The organism is Mesorhizobium opportunistum WSM2075 (assembly GCF_000176035.2).
Classification (GTDB): domain Bacteria; phylum Pseudomonadota; class Alphaproteobacteria; order Rhizobiales; family Rhizobiaceae; genus Mesorhizobium; species Mesorhizobium opportunistum.
The window spans coordinates 5,103,644-5,122,969 of the sequence record NC_015675.1; the positions used below are offsets into that span (position 1 = coordinate 5,103,644).

Sequence of the window (19,326 nt, forward strand, 5' to 3'; positions counted from 1 at the left end):
AGGCCATAACCCCTGCGGAATTCAGGAGTGATAGCTGATGCCGACCATCCATGACCTCGATACGCCATCGATCCTGATCGACGCCGCACGCGCCGAAGCCAACATTGCCCGCGCGCAGGCCCATGCCGACAAGAACGGGCTGAAGCTGAGGCCGCATATCAAGACGCACAAGCTGCCCTACTGGGCGAAGAAGCAGGTGGCGGCGGGCGCGGTCGGCATCACCTGCCAGAAGATCGGCGAAGCCGAGGTGATGGCCGAGGCCGGCCTGACCGATATTTTTCTCCCTTACAACATCCTTGGCCGCGCCAAGCTGGAGCGGCTTCTGGCGCTGCACAGGCGCGTAATCTTGTCGGTGACGGCGGACAGCACGGAGACCATCGATGGGCTGGCCGCCACCTTCACCGATGCCGGCCATCGTCTGACGGTGCTGGTCGAGTGCGACACCGGCATGGGGCGCTGCGGCGTACAGACAGCGGGTGACGCGGTTGGGCTGGCAAGACAGATCGACACTGCCAAAGGCCTCGCCTTCGGCGGGCTGATGACCTATCCGGCCGCGGGCCGTGCGGCGGAGGCCGAAGCCTGGCTCGCCAACGCCAGCCAGGCGCTTGCCGTCTGCGGTCTCGCCTGCGAGCGCATCTCCAGCGGCGGCACACCGGACATGTGGCGTTCCAGCAAGGACAGCGTCGTCACCGAATACCGCCCCGGCACCTACATCTATCTCGACCGCTATCAGGTCGCCAAAGGCGTCGGCTCGCTCGACGATTGCGCGCTGACGGTGCTGTCGACGGTGGTCAGCCACCCGACACCGACCCGCGCCATCCTCGACAGCGGCAGCAAGGCGTTGTCCAGCGACACGCTGGGGCTGCCCGACTTCGGCGAGCTGCTCGGCGTCTCCGGCGCGCGGGTGACAGGCCTCAGCGAAGAGCATGGCACCGTAACGCTTTCCGGCGATGGCACGCTTAAAATCGGCGAGCGCGTGCGTGTGGTGCCCGACCATTGCTGCGTCGTCACCAATTTGTTCGACGAGGTCAACCTGATCGACGGCGAGACGGTGCTGGAAACGCTGCCGGTGGCCGCGCGCGGGCGGATGCGATGAATTAGGCCGGCTGCCGTTCGGCCTGCCGTGCCGCCACGCGACGCATGGCGATGACCCGGCGGCGGCGGATTTCGGTGCGCATTGCCATCAGATGCAATGCGAAGAACAGCACCGTGAAGCCGATAGCCATGACCAGCAGCGGCCACAGCATCGAGGGGTCGATGGTCGATCCGCCCATGCGGAACACCGAGGCCGGCTGGTGCAGCGTGTTCCACCAGTCGACCGAAAATTTGATGATCGGGATGTTGATGAAGCCGACCAGCGTGATGATGGCGGCGGCCCAGGCGGCGCGGCTGGCGTCATCGAGCGCACGGGTCAGCGCGATGATGCCGAGATACATCAGGAACAGCACGAAGACCGAGGTCAGCCGCGCATCCCAGACCCACCAGGTGCCCCACATCGGCTTGCCCCAGATCGAGCCGGTAATCAGCGCCAGTGCGGTGAAGGCGGCACCGATGGGGGCAGCCGATTTCAGCGCGACATCGGCCAGCGGATGGCGCCAGACCAGGGTGCCGAGTGCCGAGAGCGCCATCAGCGTGTAGCACATCATGGCGAGCCAGGCGAAAGGCACATGGATGTACATGATGCGAACGGTGATGCCTTGCTGGAAATCCTCAGGCGCGGTGAAGCTCATATAGAGCCCGACGGCGAGGACAAGCGCCGCAATCGCTGCCAGCCACGGCACAACCTTGTCCGCCAGCCCGACGAAGCGCGTCGGGTTGGCAAGATCGGTCCAGCCGGTCAGGCGTGAGGTGATGTCGCTCATGCGGCTTTACATAGACCGCCAATGCATTTGGGGCAATCGAGCGGCGGTGTCGCAGGCGTATAAGCCTCTTCCTTCTCCCCTTGCGGGAGAAGGTGGCCTCGCGAAGCGAGGTCGGATGAGGGGTGTTCCAGCGGAGTGAGGCGTTGGCGTTCCCTGGAACACCCCTCAACCGTCTCGGCGCTGCGCGCCGATCCACCTTCTCTCACAAGGGGAGAAGGAAGAACCGTCACCTGCTTACGCGGCCTCGCCCTGCACGGAGCGGCTGAGGCGGCGGACTTCCTCGTCGTTGAGCAAGCCGCCGGCGCGCAGCAGGCTGGCGAAGCGGCCATTGCGCAGCGACAATTCGGCGAAGCCACCCATCTCGATCACCTTGCCCTTGTCCATGAACACGACCAGGTCAGCGTCGCGAACGGTGGTCAGGCGGTGGGCGATGATGAAGGTGGTGCGGTCGCGCCGCAACTCGTCGATCGCTTCCTTGACGCGGTCCTCGGTTTCGACGTCGAGCGCGCTGGTCGCCTCGTCGAGCACCAGGATCGGAGCATCCTTCAGCACGGCGCGGGCAATGGCGATGCGCTGGCGCTCGCCACCCGACAGCTGGCCGCCACGCTCGCCGACCACGGTGTCGTAGCCGCCGCTCTTGGCCAGGATGAAATCCTGCGCGGCAGCCGCGTTGGCGGCGGCATGGATCTCGTCATTGGTCGCATCGGCGCGGCCGACGCGGATGTTATCCTCGATCGAACGATTGAGCAGGCCGGCATCCTGGAACACGGTGGCGATCGAATGGCGCAGCGACTTGCGGGTCACCGTGCGGGTATCGATGCCGTCGATCAGGATACGACCGTGCGACGGCGAGAAGACGCGCTGCAGCAGGTTGATGAGCGTCGTCTTGCCGGCACCCGTCGGTCCGACGATGGCGACGGTCTGGCCGGCCTGGACCTCAAAGGAAACATCGCTGACGCCCTGGCCCGAATTGGGGAATTCGAAGCCGACTTCCTCGAAGCGGACATGGCCGGTGACGTTGGTGAGATCGCGCAAGCCATCCGGTTCGGCGACATCGGCAGCCGAGTCCTCGAGCTTGTAGAAGTCCTCGAGCTTGGCGCGGGCCTCCGAAATCTGGTTGGCGAAAGCCGACATCTGGTCGAGCCGCGAGATCAACAGCGTGGCAAAGCCGGTAAAGGCGATCACATCGCCAACCCGCAACTGGCCGTGGGTGACCAGATAGGCGCCGATCAGAAGCACCACCATCATCGAGATGGTCGACGACAGGCGATTGAGCGCATTGGCGATGGCCCACCAGTCGAGCACCGGGTTCTGTGCGTCGAGCAGGTTCTTGACGTAGCGGCGCAAGGTTTCGGCCTCATGGCCAAGGCGATTGTAGCTCTGGAGAACAGCGACGTTGCTGACGGAATCCGTCACGTGCGCGAACACCTTGTGATAGTGGCGCTCGACGGCGGCCTGGCCGGCCTTGGTGCGCTTCATCACCAGACGGCCGATGCCGACATAGAGGATGCCGAGCCCAAGCAGCACCATCGACATACGCACATCCATGCTAAGTGCGGTCGGCACCAGCAGCACAAGTGCAACTGCCGTGGACAGATGCTGGCGCATGAATTCGAGCCACAGGCTGAACAGCGTCTCGACGGCGCGCAGCAGCGTGTGCAAGGCGTTCGACGTGCCGCGCTGATGGTGCCAGGCAAGCGGCATGGTGATGACACGCTCGAAGGACTCGCACAGCACTTCGCTGCGCCGGGCATGAGCAAAGCGGTCGGCGCCGCGCGCCACGAGAACGAAAGCCATGACGTTGAAGGCGCCCAAACCGGCCCACACGGCAAGCGTGGAGAATACCGAGCCATGCGCCGAAATCGCATCGATCACCCGGCCAAACATGATCGGCTCCAGGATGGCGATGGCGGCAAGGGCGATATTGGCGCCGCAAATCAGCGCGACGCGCTTCTTGTCGGCGGCCAAATACCCCAGCGCTCTCCAATAGATCTGCAGAAGTGACACTTCAGCTACTCCGCCAACTCTCTATTGTGCTCAATTCCAGTATTGTGCACTGCACCATTTAATGACACGTAACGGTTGACGCGTCGCAAAACAATGCCCGTCTATCGCTTCCGTTCCCATTTAGCGAACAAAAGATGACGACGATGCGAAATCTGACGTGATCACCTAACGGTTTGAGATAAAAGGTGAAATGTCAGCCTTGCGGCAAAATCATGGCAACGGCAGAGCAGTGCCACATTTTTAATCACAGTAGGCTTGAACGGCCTATTCAGGGGCCACCCGGCGGTTGCCGCCACGGATCTCGCGCAAGTAAACCGGGCGCGGCTTCGCGCGCCCCGCAGGACGCGCGATAGGTCGGATTAACCTTTTGATTTCACCCCGGTATCTTGACCACAACCTCGGTCTGGCTGCCGGCTTTGGGTTCGAAGGACGCGGACTTTGTCTTCGAACCATTGACTTCAAGCGAGATCGTCTTGGTTTTTTTGTCGCGAATGACATGAACCTTGATCTCGGCGCCAAGCATTTTGAGCGAGGCCTGGTAGCCATCCCAGTGGCTGGGCAGTTTCGGCCGTAATGTGATCTGCTTGCCGCGCCGTTCGATGCCGAGAATGCCTTCGACCGCCGCCCGGTAGAGCCAGCCGGCCGAGCCGGTGTACCAGGTCCAGCCGCCACGGCCTCCCTTGTCGTCTCCGGCATAGATATCAGCCGCGACCACATAGGGTTCGACACGGTAATGCTCGGCCGAGGCCTCGTCGAAGGCGTGGTTGACCGGGTTCAGCATCGAGAAGCAGCGATAGGCTTCATCGGTCAGCCCCATCTCGGCCAGCGCAATGACGAACCAGGTGGCGGCGTGGGTGTACTGGCCGCCATTCTCGCGCACGCCCGGCGGATAGCTCTTGATGTAGCCGGGATCCTTCTGCGTCTTCGAGAAGGGCGGCGTGAACAGTTTCACGATTTTGAGCTTGTCGTCGACGAGCAGCTTGGTCGCTTGCTGCATCGCCGTCGTCGACCGCGCCGGGTCGCCCTCACCCGAAAGCACGCTCCAGGATTGTGCGATGGAGTCGATCTTGCACTCCTGCGACGTGCGGGAGCCCAGTGGCGTGCCGTCGTCGAAGCTGCCGCGCCGGTACCATTCGCCGTCCCACGCCGTGCTTTCAAGCGCCCGCTTCAGCGCCTCGGCATGCTTTGTCCAGGCCTGCGCACGCTTGGTGTCACCCTCGGCCTTGGCGACGGGGGCGAAATCGCCCAACGTCTTCAGCAGGAACCAGCCCAGCCACACGCTCTCGCCCTTGCCGTGCTCGCCGACGCGGTTCATGCCGTCGTTCCAGTCGCCGCCGAGGATCAGCGGCAGGCCGCCAGGACTGCTGCGCTTGATGGCAAGGTCGAGCGCACGCGCGCAATGGTCGTAGAGCGACACGGTCTTCTTCGAGATTTCCGGGGTGAAGAAGGCATCGTGTTCGCCCTCGCCCAGCGCCTGCCCGTCGATGAAGGGCAGTTGCTCCTTCAGGATGCCGGCATCGCCGGTCACCGTCAGATAGCGCGCCGTGGCATGGGCCAGCCAGACCACGTCGTCGGAGATCATGGTGCGCACGCCGGCTCCGGTGCGCGGCAGCCACCAGTGCTGCACATCTCCCTCGGGGAACTGCCGCCGCGCGGCATTGAGGATCTGGTCGCGCGCCAGCGTCGGATCGTGCGCCAGCAGCGACAGCGTGTCCTGCAACTGGTCGCGGAAACCAAAGGCGCCGCTCGCCTGGTAGAAGGCCGAGCGGGCGCGGATGCGGCAGGCAAGGCTCTGATAGGGCAGCCAGTGATTGACCATGGCATCGAGGGCCTTGTCCGGCGTCTCGACCTGGATGGTGTCGAGGAAACCGCGCCACTCGCGCTCGTTGTCGGCCAGGCGCTGGTCGAAATCCTTGCCGCGGTGCCTTTCCACCAGCGCGCTCGCCTGCGCGGAGGACTCGGCGTCACCGAGCAGCCAGAGCAGCGTAACGTCGCCACCGGCCGGAATCTCGATGTCGCGGGCGATCGCCGCGCAAGGATCGTCTCCGGCCTCGACACGGCCCGATAAGGCCGCACCGCTCAGCACCGCCTGCGGCAGCTCGCTGGAGCCATGCCGGCCGAGGAATTCGGCGCGGTCCGCCGTCACCGAGTGGACGCCGGCATCGGCGGCGAGGAAAGCCACCCGCTCACTGAAATCGAGGCCGTATGGGTTTTGCGCCAGCAACGCGCCGGTCGCGCCGTCGCGCGACGGGACGATGGTTGCCGCGGTGCGGGACCGATGCCCGCCAAGCACCCATTCGGCATAGGCATAGACGCGCAGCCGCGACGGCACCGAGCCGGAGTTCTGGATGCGCAGGCGCGTGATCTTCACCGGATCGACGGGATCGACGACATGGGTCAGGTCCATCGACAGAGGCCCGCGCTTCGAGCGGAAGGTCGAGAAGCCCTGGCCATGCCAGGCCTCGTAGGTCATCGAGGGATCGCGCACCATGGCTGCGAGCGGCGAGAATGCCCGGCCGCTGGCCTGGTCGTAGATGTAGATGCCCTCGCCCGGCCGGTTCGAGACCGGGTCGTTCGACCACGGCGTCAACTGGTAGTCGCGGCTGTTGCGGCTCCAGGTGAAGGCAGCACCCTCGGCCGAGGTGTGGAAGCCGAAAGAAGCGTTGGAGACGACGTTGATCCACGGCTGCGGCGTGGTGCGCCGGCCGGCAAGCCTCACCACATAGTGCCGCCCGTCGCCGTCGAAGCCACCGAAACCGTTCCACTGGCTGAGGCCGGCGCCATCGGCGCTGACATCGGCCAGGGCCTGCGAGGCGAACGCATGCGTCGTCGGCGCCGTAATTTCGCGCGGGGCCGGCAGCCCGCCCGGCTGAAGGCCGTCGCGCGCCTGCAAGGCAGCCGCATCGGCCCGCTCGATCTGGTCGAAGATGGTGCCGTTGCGCGTATGCAGCACCACCCGGGCGACGGCGAGCAGCGTCCTGTAGGTGGTTTCTTCCATCAGGTCGCGGCGCACCGCGAAAATGTGCTGTCGGGGGCCGAGTTCCTTGCCGCGCAGACGGCTGTTTTCACACAGCGTCTCGACCGCACGCTGCAGGTCCTGGACATAGGACGAGGCCTGCTCGTTGACGACGACGAAGTCGATCATCATGCCGCGGGTGCGCATGTATTCCTGGAAGCGCAGTGCCTGGGCAACGATCTCCAGATCGGCGACATCGCCGATCCTGACCAGGAAGATCGGGAAGTCGCCGGAAATGCTGGTCGGCCACAGGCTCGACTGCTTGCCAAGGCCCGCAGCGATGGAATCGGCCGGCAGACGCAGAAACGGATCGGGATAGATCAGATAGCGCGCCAGTTTCTGCACATTGGCGGCATCGGCGAGGCTGAGGCCCATATGGCGGGTCTGCACCTGGCTTCGGGTCCAGGCAAGCATCGCCTGGCGGGCAAAGCTCTCCTGATGGTCGAGGCGGTTTATGGCCTCCTCCAGTTCGGTGCGGTTGGCCCCGACGACGGTCCAGAAAGTCAGCGATATCTTCTTGTTGGCGGGCACGCGCACCTGGCGGCGCAGAGAGGCGATAGGATCGAGCGTGAAGCCGGAGCCGCCGCCGAGCCTGGCGCCGGGATCGAAGGCGGCGGCATCGACGATGGTGCGGCCACGGCCGATGAAGGCGCGCCTGTCGGTCTCTGCCTCGGCGTCACGCGCCGGCCCGGACGGATCGGTGACGAAATGTACCAGGGTGATGTCGGGCTCGCTGGTTTCGCGCTTGCGGCGCGTGGCGAAGATCGCGCCGTTGTTGGCGGCGATTTCGGTCTCCACGAACATCTTCGAGAAGGCAGGATGCGCGTTGTCGGAAGCCTCCAAACCCAGCACCAGCTCGGCAAAGGACGTCACTTCGATGTGACGGTCGGTCGGCCCTTCGTTGAACAGGGTGACGCGCCGGCCTTCGCCATTGCCTTCGGAGACGACGATGCATTCCACTTCGGAGCGCAGCGTGCCAACCAACTTTACGAAGCTCGCCTTGTCGTCGGAGAACAGGGTCTGCGTCTTTTCCTCGGCCGCGCGCTTGGGCTCCGATGTCGCCGACCACCAGTCGCCCGTGGTGGCGTCACGCAGGAAAATGTAGGAACCAAGCCGGTCCTCGACCGGGTCGGGCTGCCAGCGCGTGACGGCAAGATCGCCCCAGCGGCTGTAGCCGGAACCGGTCGCGGTCACCATCACCGAATAGCGGCCGTTCGACATCACATTGGTCGAACGCAGCGCCCTCAAGGGATCAAGCACGATGCGGGTATCGGGACTCTCGATCTCGGTCTCGTCCTTGGAGCGCTCGTCGGCCTCGGTGCGGACGGTCGCCGTCGGGATGTCGCGCGGCGCCCTCTCCTGCAGCAAGAGTTCGGCAGATTCAATGACCGGATCGCTGTGGAAGCGGTCGCGCAGGCGACCCTCGAAGATCGCGTCGGCCACCGCCGCGATCGACATGCCCGAATGGTGCGCATAGTAATTCAGCACGACCGCATGGTTGGTGCCTTCAGGCACGCGCTGCGGCGTGAAATCGACCGCATCGTAATAACCATGGGGACCAAGCGCGCCGATCTCGCGCAGACGCGCAAGATTCTGCACCGCTTCGCGCGGGTTGAACTGCGCCGCCAATATGGTGGCATAGGGCGCGATCACCGTGTTCTGGCCAAGGCCGCGCTTCAGCCCAAGCCCGGGCACGCCGAAATTGGTGTACTGGTAGGTCAGTTCCCGGTCTCGGGCATTGTAGGCAGCTTCCGAAATGCCCCACGGCACGTTCTTCTGGCGGCCGTACTGCATCTGGCGCTTGATGATCAGCTTGCTGGTCTGGTTGAGGATCGAGCCTTGCGGCTCCTTCATCACCAGCGGTGGCATCAGATATTCGAACATCGAGCCCGACCAGGACATCAGTGAGCCCTGGAAGCCGATCTCGACGATCGGGCGGCCGAGCCGGAACCAGTGCTCGGTCGGCAGGTCGCCCTTGGCGATGGCGAACAGGCTGGTCAGCCGCGCCTCGGAGGCGAGAAGGTCGTAGCAGCTTTCGTCGAGCTGATGTTCCTCGACCCGGTAGCCGATCGACAGAAGCTTGCGTTCCGGTCGCATCAGGAAGGCAAATTCCATCTCGAAGGCGAAACGGCGTGTGCGCTCGCGCAAGGTCAGGAGCTTGGCGCGCAACGCCTCGACGGCGTTTTCGTCGCTGTGGGCATCGTGGACATGCGCCTCGCAAGTCGCTTCCAGCCTGGCCGCCCAGTCGACGATGATGTCGCTCTGGGCCGATGCCGCCTCGGTGTGGATTGCGGTCGCCAGCTTGCGGATCTCGCCCGCCAGCACGGCCAGGTTGATGGTGCGGATCGAGGCCATTTCCGGCTGCGCCTTGATGGTATCGACCGCGCGCCGCATGCCGTCGAGGCGGTCGACGAGGCGCTGGCGCAGCGGCCGCAACTGGCGGCGGTCGTCGGGCAGCTCATCGAGGCTTTCGCTGAGGATGGTGACGGTGTCGAGAATGCCTTCGAAATCGCCCTGGAGGTGAACGGAAGGCGCTTCCGCCCATTCGGCACAGGCAGCCGCCACAGCGACAAGATGGCCAGCGAGGTTGCCGCTGTCGACAGCGGAAATATAGAGCGGATAGAGCGGCTTCAGCGTCGTGGTGTCATACCAGTTGAAGAGGTGGCCGCGCTCGCGCGGCATGCTCTCGATGGTCGCCATGGTGGCATCGATGCGGGTGATGGCGTCGGACAGGCTGATCCAGCCGAAATCGCGCGCGGAGACGACCGACAAGAGGTAGACACCGACGTTGGTCGGCGAGGTGCGCGGCGCCACGACCGGCGCCGGGCTTTCCTGGAAATTGTCGGGCGGCAGATGGTGATGCTCTGCCGTGACGAAGGTTTCGAAATAATGCCAGGTGCGCCGCGCCACCGTGCGCAGCGTATGGATATCGGCCTGCGATATGCGCAAGCGGTCCTCGGTTTCCGCCGAGCGGCTGATCCAGCTGGCGATCGCCGGCGAGCCGATCCAGAACAGGGCGAAGAAGAAGGCGACGAAGGCGCCGGTGGAATCGGCCAGCACCGGAATGGCGAGGCCGACGAAGCCGATGATCACGGCACCGTACATCATGCCATAGTACGAGCCGATATCGTTGTCGCCGGCCTTGTGGGCCTGCGAAGCGGTGCGCCATTCCAGAAGGTTCTGGCGGCTGACGAACAACCGGTAGAGCGTGCGCACGATGGCATCGCCCATCATCCAGGCGTTGTGCGCCATCAGCACGATCTTCAGCGCCACCATGGCGGTGCCGAAGGCGACGTCGCGGGCGAGTGCCGAGAAATGGCCGCGCGGCGTCTGGTCGCCGCTCTTGGGCAGGATGGCGTTGACGACATCGAATGTCGGCGCCATGAACAGGCTGAGGATCAGCAGGGCCTGCCATTGCGCGGCCTGCGTGAAGGGCAGCAAGGTCCAGCCGGCGATGGCCGCCATCACCCAGAAGATGGGCGTCAGCGAACGGCGCAGATTGTCGATCATCTTCCAGCGCGACAGGGCCGGAACGCCGGAGCGCGGATCGAGGATGAAGCCCAGGAGCTGCCAGTCGCCGCGTGCCCAGCGATGGTGGCGCGAGGCGTCGACGGAGTAGCGGGTCGGGTAGTCCTCGACCAGCTCGACATCGGTGACCAGCGCCGAACGCGCCAGCGCGCCCTCGAGCAGATCGTGGCTGAGGATGGTGTTTTCCTCGATGCGGCCCTTCAGCGCCGCCTCGAAGGCGTCGACATGATAGAGACCCTTGCCGGTGAAGGAGCCATCGCCGAAGACATCCTGATAGAGGTCCGAGACGGCGAAGACATAGGGGTCGAGGCCGCGGTTGGCCGAGAACACACGCTGGAAGAACGAGGCCTCGTCGCCGCTGGTGAGCGAAGCGGTGATGCGCGGCTGCAGGATCGTGTAGCCGGCGGTGACGACGCGCCGCGTCGCGTCGAAATGCGGACGATTGAGCGGATGGCAGAGCTTGCCGACCAGGGTCGCCACCGCGTCGCGGGTGGTGCGGGTATCGGCGTCGAGCGTCATCACATGGACGACTTTCTCCGGCAGCGGCACCTCCAAGGGCAGGAAGGTGGTGTCGCTGTCACCGCGCAGCAAAAGGTCAAGCTCATGCAGCTTGCCGCGCTTGCGCTCCCAGCCCATCCAGGCGCCTTGCGCCGCGTTGAAGAGCCGGCGGCGGTGCAGGATGTAGAAGCGCGGTGCGCCTTCCGAGGGATAGCGGGCGTTGAGGCGGGCGATCTCGGCGTGGGCGAATTCGAGGATCTCGGTGTCCGCCGCATCGATCTCGATCTTGCTGTCGGGCCAGTCCGACAGCAGCGCGAAATGGATCTCGTCCGCGAGATTGGCGAGGTAGTGCACTTCGATGTTGCGGATGTTTTCCTCGACATCGTCACGCGAGCCGATCAGCGACGGCACCACCACGAGCGTGCGCGCCTCGGGCGGCACGCCATGCCTGTAGTCATAGCCGATAAGGCGTGTCGGCTTGAGGAACAGCGAAACCACGGTGTTGAAGAAGGCCAGCGCGCCCTCACTCGCCGGCACGGCAAACAGAGCCAGCATCAGGACGATCGAGGTCACCGACAGACCAAGGTTGGCCAAGGCATTGCCGGTGACCACAAGCAGCAGAGCGGTCAAAGCAAATACCGGCAGCACGATGCCCACCCATCCGGTCTTGGCGAAGGTGCGCTTGACCGTCTGGCTGATCGTCTGCCGATAGCCGATCGCCTTTTCCAGCTCCAGCCGGCGCGGGCCGACGAGGAAGAAGCCGACATCGGTGTGCGCGGACGGAGCCGGCACGGAATCGGCAGCATCGCCAGCCGATGCAAGTTCACTGGCCGCAAGTTCGCTGGCCGCAATTTCACTGGCCGCAATTTCACTGGCGGCGCGTTCACTAGCTGCCTGGCTGGCCAGTTCGATGGCCTTTTCGGCGACACGGTATTCCGACAGGTTCGAGCGGCGCGCCAATTCCTCGATCGCGGTGCGGTATTGATCGCGCGAAAAGAAGTCGAGCGCGGCGAAGTCGGTGCGCTCGCGCAGCACCGTATCGATGCGGCTGACGCCCTCGAACCACACCGTCCAGTCGACGTCGTTGATGAGGCGCAGGCCGCGGATGATGTTGCCGGTCGTCACATTGCCGCTGGAGAGCGTGTGGTGCTCGGAGATGATGATCTCCTCGGCATCGGAACCGGTCTTCTCGAGCTCGCCTTCAAGCCATTCCAGGGCCTTGCCGGCATTCTGCGACCCGTCGCGCAGGCGATAGAGAAGCTGGGTGGCAAAGGTGGTGTCCTGCGCATGCGCGCAGAAATTGGCCAGGATCGCCTGCCGGTCGGCGCTGTCGTCGGTCGCCAGTACCTTGTCGGCCACGTCGTTGGAGATCTGGCGCATCTGGCGGGTGCGATTGACCCTGACCGCCAGCCGGCGGAGATTCTCGATCAGCACGAAGCGCAGGAGCGACGGCAGGGCCCAGAGTTCGCCGATCTTCAGCGGCTCGACCGACTGAAAACCCTGGACGATCGCCTTGAACATGGTTGCCGAGACGGAACTGTCCGAATGCGCCACATAGGTCCAGGCCAGCGCCAGCGCGCGCGGCACGGTGCCGCCATCGGGCAGCTTCAACGTCGGCAACTGGCGATAGAAACGGCGCGGCAGATCGCGCTTGACCTGGAAAATGGTCTCCTCGACCAGATAGTTGTTGTCGAGCAGCCATTGCGCGGCCGGGGTGATCGTCTCTCCCTTGCCCTGCGCCGCATTGGTCGACCGGTAGACTTCCAGTATCTTCTTGGCGCTGTCGCGGATGCGGGCCTGGAAGTCGAATGGCGTCAGGCCGAACAAGTCGGTGAGATCGCCTTTTGCCAGGCGCTCGCCGAGCAGCCGGAGGCGTTCCTCCGGCAGAAAGGTCGATCTTATCGGCTCTTCCGTAATGGCCGGAAAGCTCGCGCTTGTCTTCTCGATGTGTGCTGGATTCGTCTGAATATTCATTGAAAATTCCGTAAGCGGCCACTCAGCGGCGTCACCGCTACGGCAATGGCCCTAAAACCGATTCAAATGCAATTGGTTGCATAATCCCACTTGCCGAAAGTTTGTTTCCGCACCGCGACAGGGCGTCATCTCTCGACAACATTCAAAGACGATCGCCCCTCTTCCCATCGGGATCGATCGACGGAAAGGATTCGGGCTTTTTCGTGATGCCGACAAGAGCTTACGCTATATTTCGCCGGCATCGCGATCATGTTTGGAAACAAGCGTTAATCGTTGCCGCGTATGCGGATCACGAACAGCGTCGTGTCATGGGTAGGCCGGACAAGCAGCGTGGGCTGGGCAGGCTGGCTGGCGGTGTCGTGTTCGACCAGCAACGTGTCGAGCGGACCAAGCCGAACCGGTTCGGCGGCGGCGATGACCACCTCCCCGTCCGGGCACAGGACGAGGGTCGTGCCGGGCTCCGTCCGGATTTCCACTGGGGCAGAAACGACCAGGCGTTCGACCGAGTGCGTCGTCCTGCCGCGGCGGGTCATGACGTTGAGGTCGGTGATCGGCCCGCCAACCAGCGTGGCGGACGTCGGCACGTCGGCCGGAAAGGAAAACAGGGCGGTTGCCCTGTTGACCGATGCCGGCGGGCGGCCGGCAATATCGAGCACGATGCCCTCGCCTTCAAGTATGGCAAGCGTGCGATCGATCCCGGCAAACTTCGAGAATGGGCCGCTGCCTTCGACGCGCGCCATCGAGACGCGCCAATCGAAATCGTCGAGCCCGGCACCGTTGGGCCAGACGACGATCTCGGTCGTCGTGCCGCCGCCGTTCTTCCACGGCATGACGCGGTATTCGGCGGCACGAAGGATGCGCATGTGTTCAGCCTGTCACCCGAGAATGCCGGGCAGGTTGAGCTGGTGTTCCCTGGCGCAATTAATGGCGATGTCGTAGCCGGCGTCGGCGTGGCGCATGACGCCGGTCGCCGGGTCATTCCACAGCACCCGCTCCAGCCGCCTTGCGGCGTCCGGCGTGCCGTCGGCGACGATGACCATGCCGGCATGCTGGGAAAACCCCATGCCGACGCCGCCGCCATGATGCAGCGATACCCAGGTGGCACCCGACGCGGTGTTGAGCAGCGCATTGAGCAGCGGCCAGTCGGAGACGGCATCCGAGCCGTCCTTCATGGATTCGGTTTCGCGGTTGGGCGAAGCGACCGAACCGGAATCGAGATGATCGCGGCCGATGACGACCGGCGCCTTGAGCTCACCCTTGGCCACCATCTCGTTGAAGGCGAGGCCGAGCCGGTGCCGGTCGCCCAGACCTACCCAGCAGATGCGCGCCGGCAACCCTTGAAAGGAAATGCGCTGGCGCGCCATGTCCAGCCAGTTGTGCAGATGGGTGTTGCCCGGCGTCAGTTCGCGCACCTTGGCGTCGGTCTTGTAGATGTCCTCGGGATCGCCCGAAAGTGCGGCCCAGCGGAACGGACCGATGCCGCGGCAGAACAGTGGGCGGATATAGGCAGGCACGAAACCGGGGAAGGCAAAGGCATTCTCGAAGCCTTCGTCCTTGGCCACCTGGCGGATGTTGTTGCCGTAGTCGAGCGTCGGCACGCCGGCGTTCCAGAACGCCACCATTGCCTCGACATGTTCGCGCATCGAGGCGCGGGCAGCCTTCTCGACCGCCTTCGGGTCGCTGACGCGCTTCTCGCGCCACTCGGCCATGGTCCATCCCTTCGGCAGATAGCCGTTGATGGGGTCGTGGGCCGAGGTCTGGTCGGTGACCATGTCGGGGCGGATGCCGCGCCTGAACATTTCGGGCACGATCTCGGCTGCGTTGCCGAGCAGGCCGACCGACTTCGCCTCGCCGGCCTTGGTCCAGCGCTCGATCATCGCCATCGCCTCGTCGAGCGTCTCGGCCCTCTCGTCGACATAGCGGGTGCGCAAGCGGAAATCGATCGAATCCGGATTGCATTCGATCGCCAGGCAGCAGGCGCCGGCCATGACGGCGGCCAGCGGCTGGGCGCCACCCATGCCGCCGAGGCCGCCGGTCAGGATCCACCTGCCCTTGAGATTGCCGCCATAGTGCTGACGGCCGGCCTCGACGAAGGTCTCGTAGGTGCCCTGCACGATGCCTTGGGTGCCGATGTAGATCCACGAGCCGGCCGTCATCTGGCCGTACATCATCAGGCCCTTCTTATCGAGCTCGTTGAATTTATCCCAATTCGCCCAGTGCGGCACCAGGTTGGAGTTGGCGATCAGGACGCGCGGCGCATCGGCGTGCGTCCGGAACACGCCGACCGGCTTGCCGGACTGCACCAAGAGCGTCTCGTCCTCGCCAAGCGTCTTCAGCGAGGCGACGATGCTGTCGAAATCGTTCCAGGTGCGCGCCGCCCGGCCGATACCGCCATAGACGACCAGTTCGTTGGGGTTCTCGGCGACGTCGGGGTCGAGATTGTTCATCAGCATGCGCAGCGGCGCCTCGGTCGTCCAATACCGGGCATTGAGCTTGTCGCCGCGGGGGCTGCGCACTTCGCGAATGTTGTGACGAGGATTGGTCATCATTGTCCCTTTCAAGCAAGACGGCGGCGCGTCAGCGCGTTGCCCAGCCGATCGCGGTTTCGAGGATGGTCTTCAGCGTGGCGCGGATCGGCGCCGCATAGGTAGCGTCGTAAGGGACCGGCCAGTTCTCCGGCGTGCCCTTTTCGTCGGGCTCGCGCATGTAGCCCCGGTTGGAGAGTTCCATCTGCAGCGCATGGACGCCCTGCAGCGGCTGGCCAAAATGGCGCGTGATCCAGCCGCCTTTGAAGCGGCCGTTGACGACCCATGTCTCGCCGGTTTCGGCCAGGATTGCAGCCACCTTCTCCTGCAGCGCCGGGTCGGCGCTCTTGCCATCATTGGTGCCGAGATTGAAGACCGGCAGCGTGCCTTCGAACAGGCGCGGCAGCACCGAGCGGATCGAATGACAGTCGTAGAGGACGATCTTGTCGTGCATGCCGCGCAGCCGGTCGATCTCGGCCTGCAGGGCGGCATGGTAGGGTACGAAGAACTTCTGGCGCCGTTCGTCGATCTCCGACGGTCCCGGCTCTTCGCCCTCGCCGTAGAGCGGATCGCCATCGAAAGTCTCGGTCGGGCAAAGGCCTGTTGTCGCCTGGCCGGGATAGAGCGAAGCGCCGGACGGATCGCGGTTGACGTCGATGACGGTGCGCGAGATCGCGGTGTGGACGACGGTGGCGCCGAGGCTGCCGGCGAAATCATAGAGATTGTCGATCCACCAGTCGCAGTCGCGGCGTCCGAGCCAGCGCGACACCAGCCGGCTTTCGAGGCCGGCGAGGTCGATGCCGGTGTGCGGGATCGACACCAGCAGCGGCGCGGTGCCTTGTTTTACTGTCAGCCAAGGAGGTGTCATGCGAAACCTCCGCAGGTTGGAGCTCTATGGCGCCCCCCTCTGTCCTGCCGGACATCTCCCCCTCTTGGGGGGAGATTGGCTGTCACGCCGGCTTTCGCCAATCGCCAGCGTGGGAGAACGGGCGGCGCCAAAGAAGCTGCTGATCTCCCCCCTTGAGGGGGAGATGTCCGGTCCATCCTCCGCAGCTGCAGCGCAGCTGCTGCGGAGGACGGGCAGGACAGAGGGGGGCGCGACAGAACTCGGCCTATCAGAGCGTGCCGTCTCACGACGCAATACCCGGCAGTTGCACCGCCGCTGCCGCCTTCACCGCGGCGCCGCTGCGCACCATGGCGATCGCCTTTTCCATGTCGGGGTGGAAGTGGCGGTCGTTGTCGAGATGCGGCACCTCGTCCCGGACCAGCTTGCGCACGGCTTCCAGCGCATCGCTCGAGGCCAGCGGAGCATGGAAATCGCAACCTTGCGCCGCGGCCAGCAACTCGATGCCGATCACAGCCGTCGCATTCTCGACCATGCCGATCAGGCGGCGGGCGCCATGCGCGGCCATCGAGACGTGGTCTTCCTGGTTGGCCGAGGTCGGAATGGAATCGACGCTCGCCGGATAGGCCTTCTGCTTGTTTTCCGAAACGAGCGCGGCCGCCGTCACCTGCGGGATCATGAAGCCGGAGTTCAGGCCGGGCTTCGGCGTCAGGAAGGCCGGCATGCCGGACAGCGCGGGGTCGACCAGCATGGCGATGCGGCGTTCCGACAGCGAGCCGATCTCGCAAACCGCAAGCGCGATCATGTCGGCGGCGAAGGCCACCGGCTCGGCGTGGAAATTGCCGCCGGAAAGCGCGGTGTCGTCCTCGGCGAAGATCAGCGGATTGTCGGTGACGCCATTGGCCTCGGTGCCGAGCGTGTCGGCGGCCTGACGCAGCACGGTGAGTGCAGCGCCCATGACCTGCGGCTGGCAGCGCAGGCAGTAAGGATCCTGCACCCGCTCGTCGCCGACACGGTGCGATTCCCTGATAGCGCTGCCGGCCATCAAATTGCGCAGCGCGTCCGCCGTCTCGATCTGGCCGGGATGCTTTCGCAGCACATGGATGCGCGGATCGAAGGGCGCGTCGGAGCCCCTTGCCGCATCGGTCGAGAGCGCGCCGGCAACCAGCGCCGACTGGTAGAGCACTTCGGCCTCGAACAGGGCGGCGAGCGCGTAGGCGGTCGAGAACTGCGTGCCGTTGAGCAGCGCCAGGCCTTCCTTGGCGCCCAATGTCACCGGCTCCAGTCCGTGCGAGACGAAGGCGACCTTGGCCGGAAAGCGGCCATGCGGGGTGAAGCATTCGCCGACGCCGATCATTACCGCCGTCATGTGCGACAGCGGCGCGAGATCGCCGGAGGCGCCGACCGAGCCTTGCGCCGGCACCACCGGGATGACGTCGTTGGCGAGCATTGCCTCGAGCAACTCGATGGTCTCGGAGCGGACGCCAGAGGCGCCCTGCGCCAGGCTGGCAAGTTTCAGCGCCATCATCAGCCGGGCCACGGCAACCGGCATCGGCTCGCCAACGCCAGCGGCGTGCGACAGCACGATGTTGCGCTGCAAGGTCTCGAGATCGCTGGCCGGGATGCGGACGCTGGCCAGTTTGCCGAAGCCGGTGTTGATGCCATAGACGGGCTCACCCTTGGCAACGATCCTGGCGACCGCCTCGGCGCTCGCCTTGATCTTTGGACGGCAGGCATTGTCGAGTTTTGGCACGGCGCCACGATAGATGGCGCGCCAGTCGGCTAGCGTCGCACTGCCGGGCTTCAGGGTCAGTTCGGTCATTGTCCTCTCCAGATGCGGGCATGGAGCGGGTTGAAGCCCATGCGGTAGACGAGTTCGGCGGGGCGCTCGATGTCCCAGATCGCCAGGTCGGCGGATTTTCCGGCTTCCAGCGTGCCGGCCTTGCCGAGAAGACCAAGCGCTCGCGCGGCCTCGCGGGTGACGCCGGCAAGGCACTCATCGACGGTCAAGCCGAAGAGCGTCGCCGCCATATTCATGGTGAGCAACAGCGAGGTGAGCGGCGACGTGCCGGGATTGCTGTCCGTCGCCACCGCCATCTTCACGCCATGGCGGCGGAACAAGTCGACAGGCGGCTTCTTCGTTTCGCGGATGAAGTAATAGGCGCCGGGCAGGATGGTCGCCACCGTGCCGGCTTTCGCCATCGCGGCAGCGCCGTCCTCATCCGTGTATTCGAGATGATCCGCCGACAACGCGCCATAGCGCGCGGCAAGTTCGGCGCCGTGCAGGTTGGACAGTTGATCGGCGTGAAGCTTGACCGGCAGCCCCAAAGCCTTGGCGGCATCGAAAACGCGCGCCATCTGCTCCGGCGAGAACGCTATGCCTTCGCAAAAACCGTCGACCGCATCCGCCAGTCCTTCGGCGGCAATCGCCGGAACAATCTGCCTGGCGACCAGATCGATAAAAGCGTCCTTGTCCCCCTTTGCTTCGGGCGGCAGGGCATGCGCAGCCAGACAGGTCGCGCGGATCGTCACCGCCCGTTCTCCGCCCAGCCGGCGGGCGGCGCGCAGCGACTTCTTTTCATTGTCGAGATCGAGGCCATAGCCCGATTTGACTTCGACCGACGTGACACCCTCGGCCATCAGCGCATCGAGGCGCGGCAGCGTCTGGGCAACGAGCTCATCCTCGCTGGCGGCGCGCAGCGACTTGACCGAGGACACAATACCGCCGCCGGCCCGGGCGACTTCCTCATAGGTCGCGCCGGCCAGCCGCATCTCGAATTCGTTGGCGCGGTTGCCGGCATAAACAAGATGCGTGTGGCAGTCGATCAGGCCCGGCGTGATCCAGCGGCCTTCGCAATCGACGGTCTCGGCGCCCTGCAAAAATGCCGCCGGCATCTCCGATTCCGGGCCGGCATAGACAATGCGGCCATCGCGTGCGGCGACAGCGCCGCGTTCGACGACACCAAGTCCGGCGGAACTTTCGGCCATGGTCGCCAGGCGCGCATTGCGCCACAGACGAAGATCCCCTGCCCGGCTTTTGCTCTCTGCGGCCATCATCTTTTCCGTTTCAAT

At 64.8% G+C, this 19,326-nt stretch carries 9 protein-coding genes; 1 reads left to right on the forward strand and 8 read right to left on the reverse strand.

Annotation, left to right across the window (positions count from 1 at the left end):
• Positions 1-37 precede the first annotated feature (37 nt).
• Positions 38-1,096, forward strand: coding sequence for a D-TA family PLP-dependent enzyme (locus MESOP_RS24720; protein WP_013896060.1), 1,059 nt, complete (start codon positions 38-40; stop codon positions 1,094-1,096).
• A gap of 1 nt (position 1,097) precedes the next feature.
• Here MESOP_RS24720 and MESOP_RS24725 read toward each other — a convergent pair whose 3' ends face one another.
• The 8 genes from MESOP_RS24725 to hutI form a co-directional block, all read right to left on the reverse strand.
• Positions 1,098-1,862 (reverse strand): heme ABC transporter permease, encoded by a 765-nt coding sequence (locus MESOP_RS24725; protein ID WP_013896061.1) that lies wholly within the window; start codon positions 1,860-1,862, stop codon positions 1,098-1,100.
• Positions 1,863-2,096: 234 nt separating this feature from the next.
• A complete protein-coding gene (locus MESOP_RS24730) occupies positions 2,097-3,869 on the reverse strand; it encodes a glucan ABC transporter ATP-binding protein/ permease (RefSeq protein ID WP_013896062.1) in 1,773 nt (590 codons plus the stop codon).
• A gap of 373 nt (positions 3,870-4,242) precedes the next feature.
• Complete coding sequence (locus MESOP_RS24735; RefSeq protein WP_013896063.1) at positions 4,243-12,885, reverse strand: glycoside hydrolase family 94 protein; 8,643 nt, start codon at positions 12,883-12,885, stop codon at positions 4,243-4,245.
• Positions 12,886-13,151: 266 nt separating this feature from the next.
• Positions 13,152-13,748, reverse strand: coding sequence for a HutD/Ves family protein (locus MESOP_RS24740; protein ID WP_013896064.1), 597 nt, complete (start codon positions 13,746-13,748; stop codon positions 13,152-13,154).
• A gap of 12 nt (positions 13,749-13,760) precedes the next feature.
• Complete coding sequence (hutU, locus tag MESOP_RS24745; protein ID WP_013896065.1) at positions 13,761-15,431, reverse strand: urocanate hydratase; 1,671 nt, start codon at positions 15,429-15,431, stop codon at positions 13,761-13,763.
• 31 nt (positions 15,432-15,462) lie between these two features.
• Entirely contained in the window at positions 15,463-16,278 is an 816-nt protein-coding gene (hutG, locus tag MESOP_RS24750; protein WP_013896066.1) for an N-formylglutamate deformylase, read from the reverse strand.
• Between the two features lie 262 nt (positions 16,279-16,540).
• The gene (gene hutH, locus MESOP_RS24755) at positions 16,541-18,076 is read right to left on the reverse strand and encodes a histidine ammonia-lyase (protein ID WP_013896067.1); all 1,536 of its coding nucleotides are present in this window, start codon (positions 18,074-18,076) and stop codon (positions 16,541-16,543) included.
• Complete coding sequence (gene hutI / locus MESOP_RS24760) at positions 18,073-19,308, reverse strand: imidazolonepropionase (protein ID WP_013896068.1); 1,236 nt, start codon at positions 19,306-19,308, stop codon at positions 18,073-18,075. Before hutI ends, hutH begins: the two co-directional genes overlap by 4 nt.
• Between the last annotated feature and the right edge of the window lie 18 nt (positions 19,309-19,326).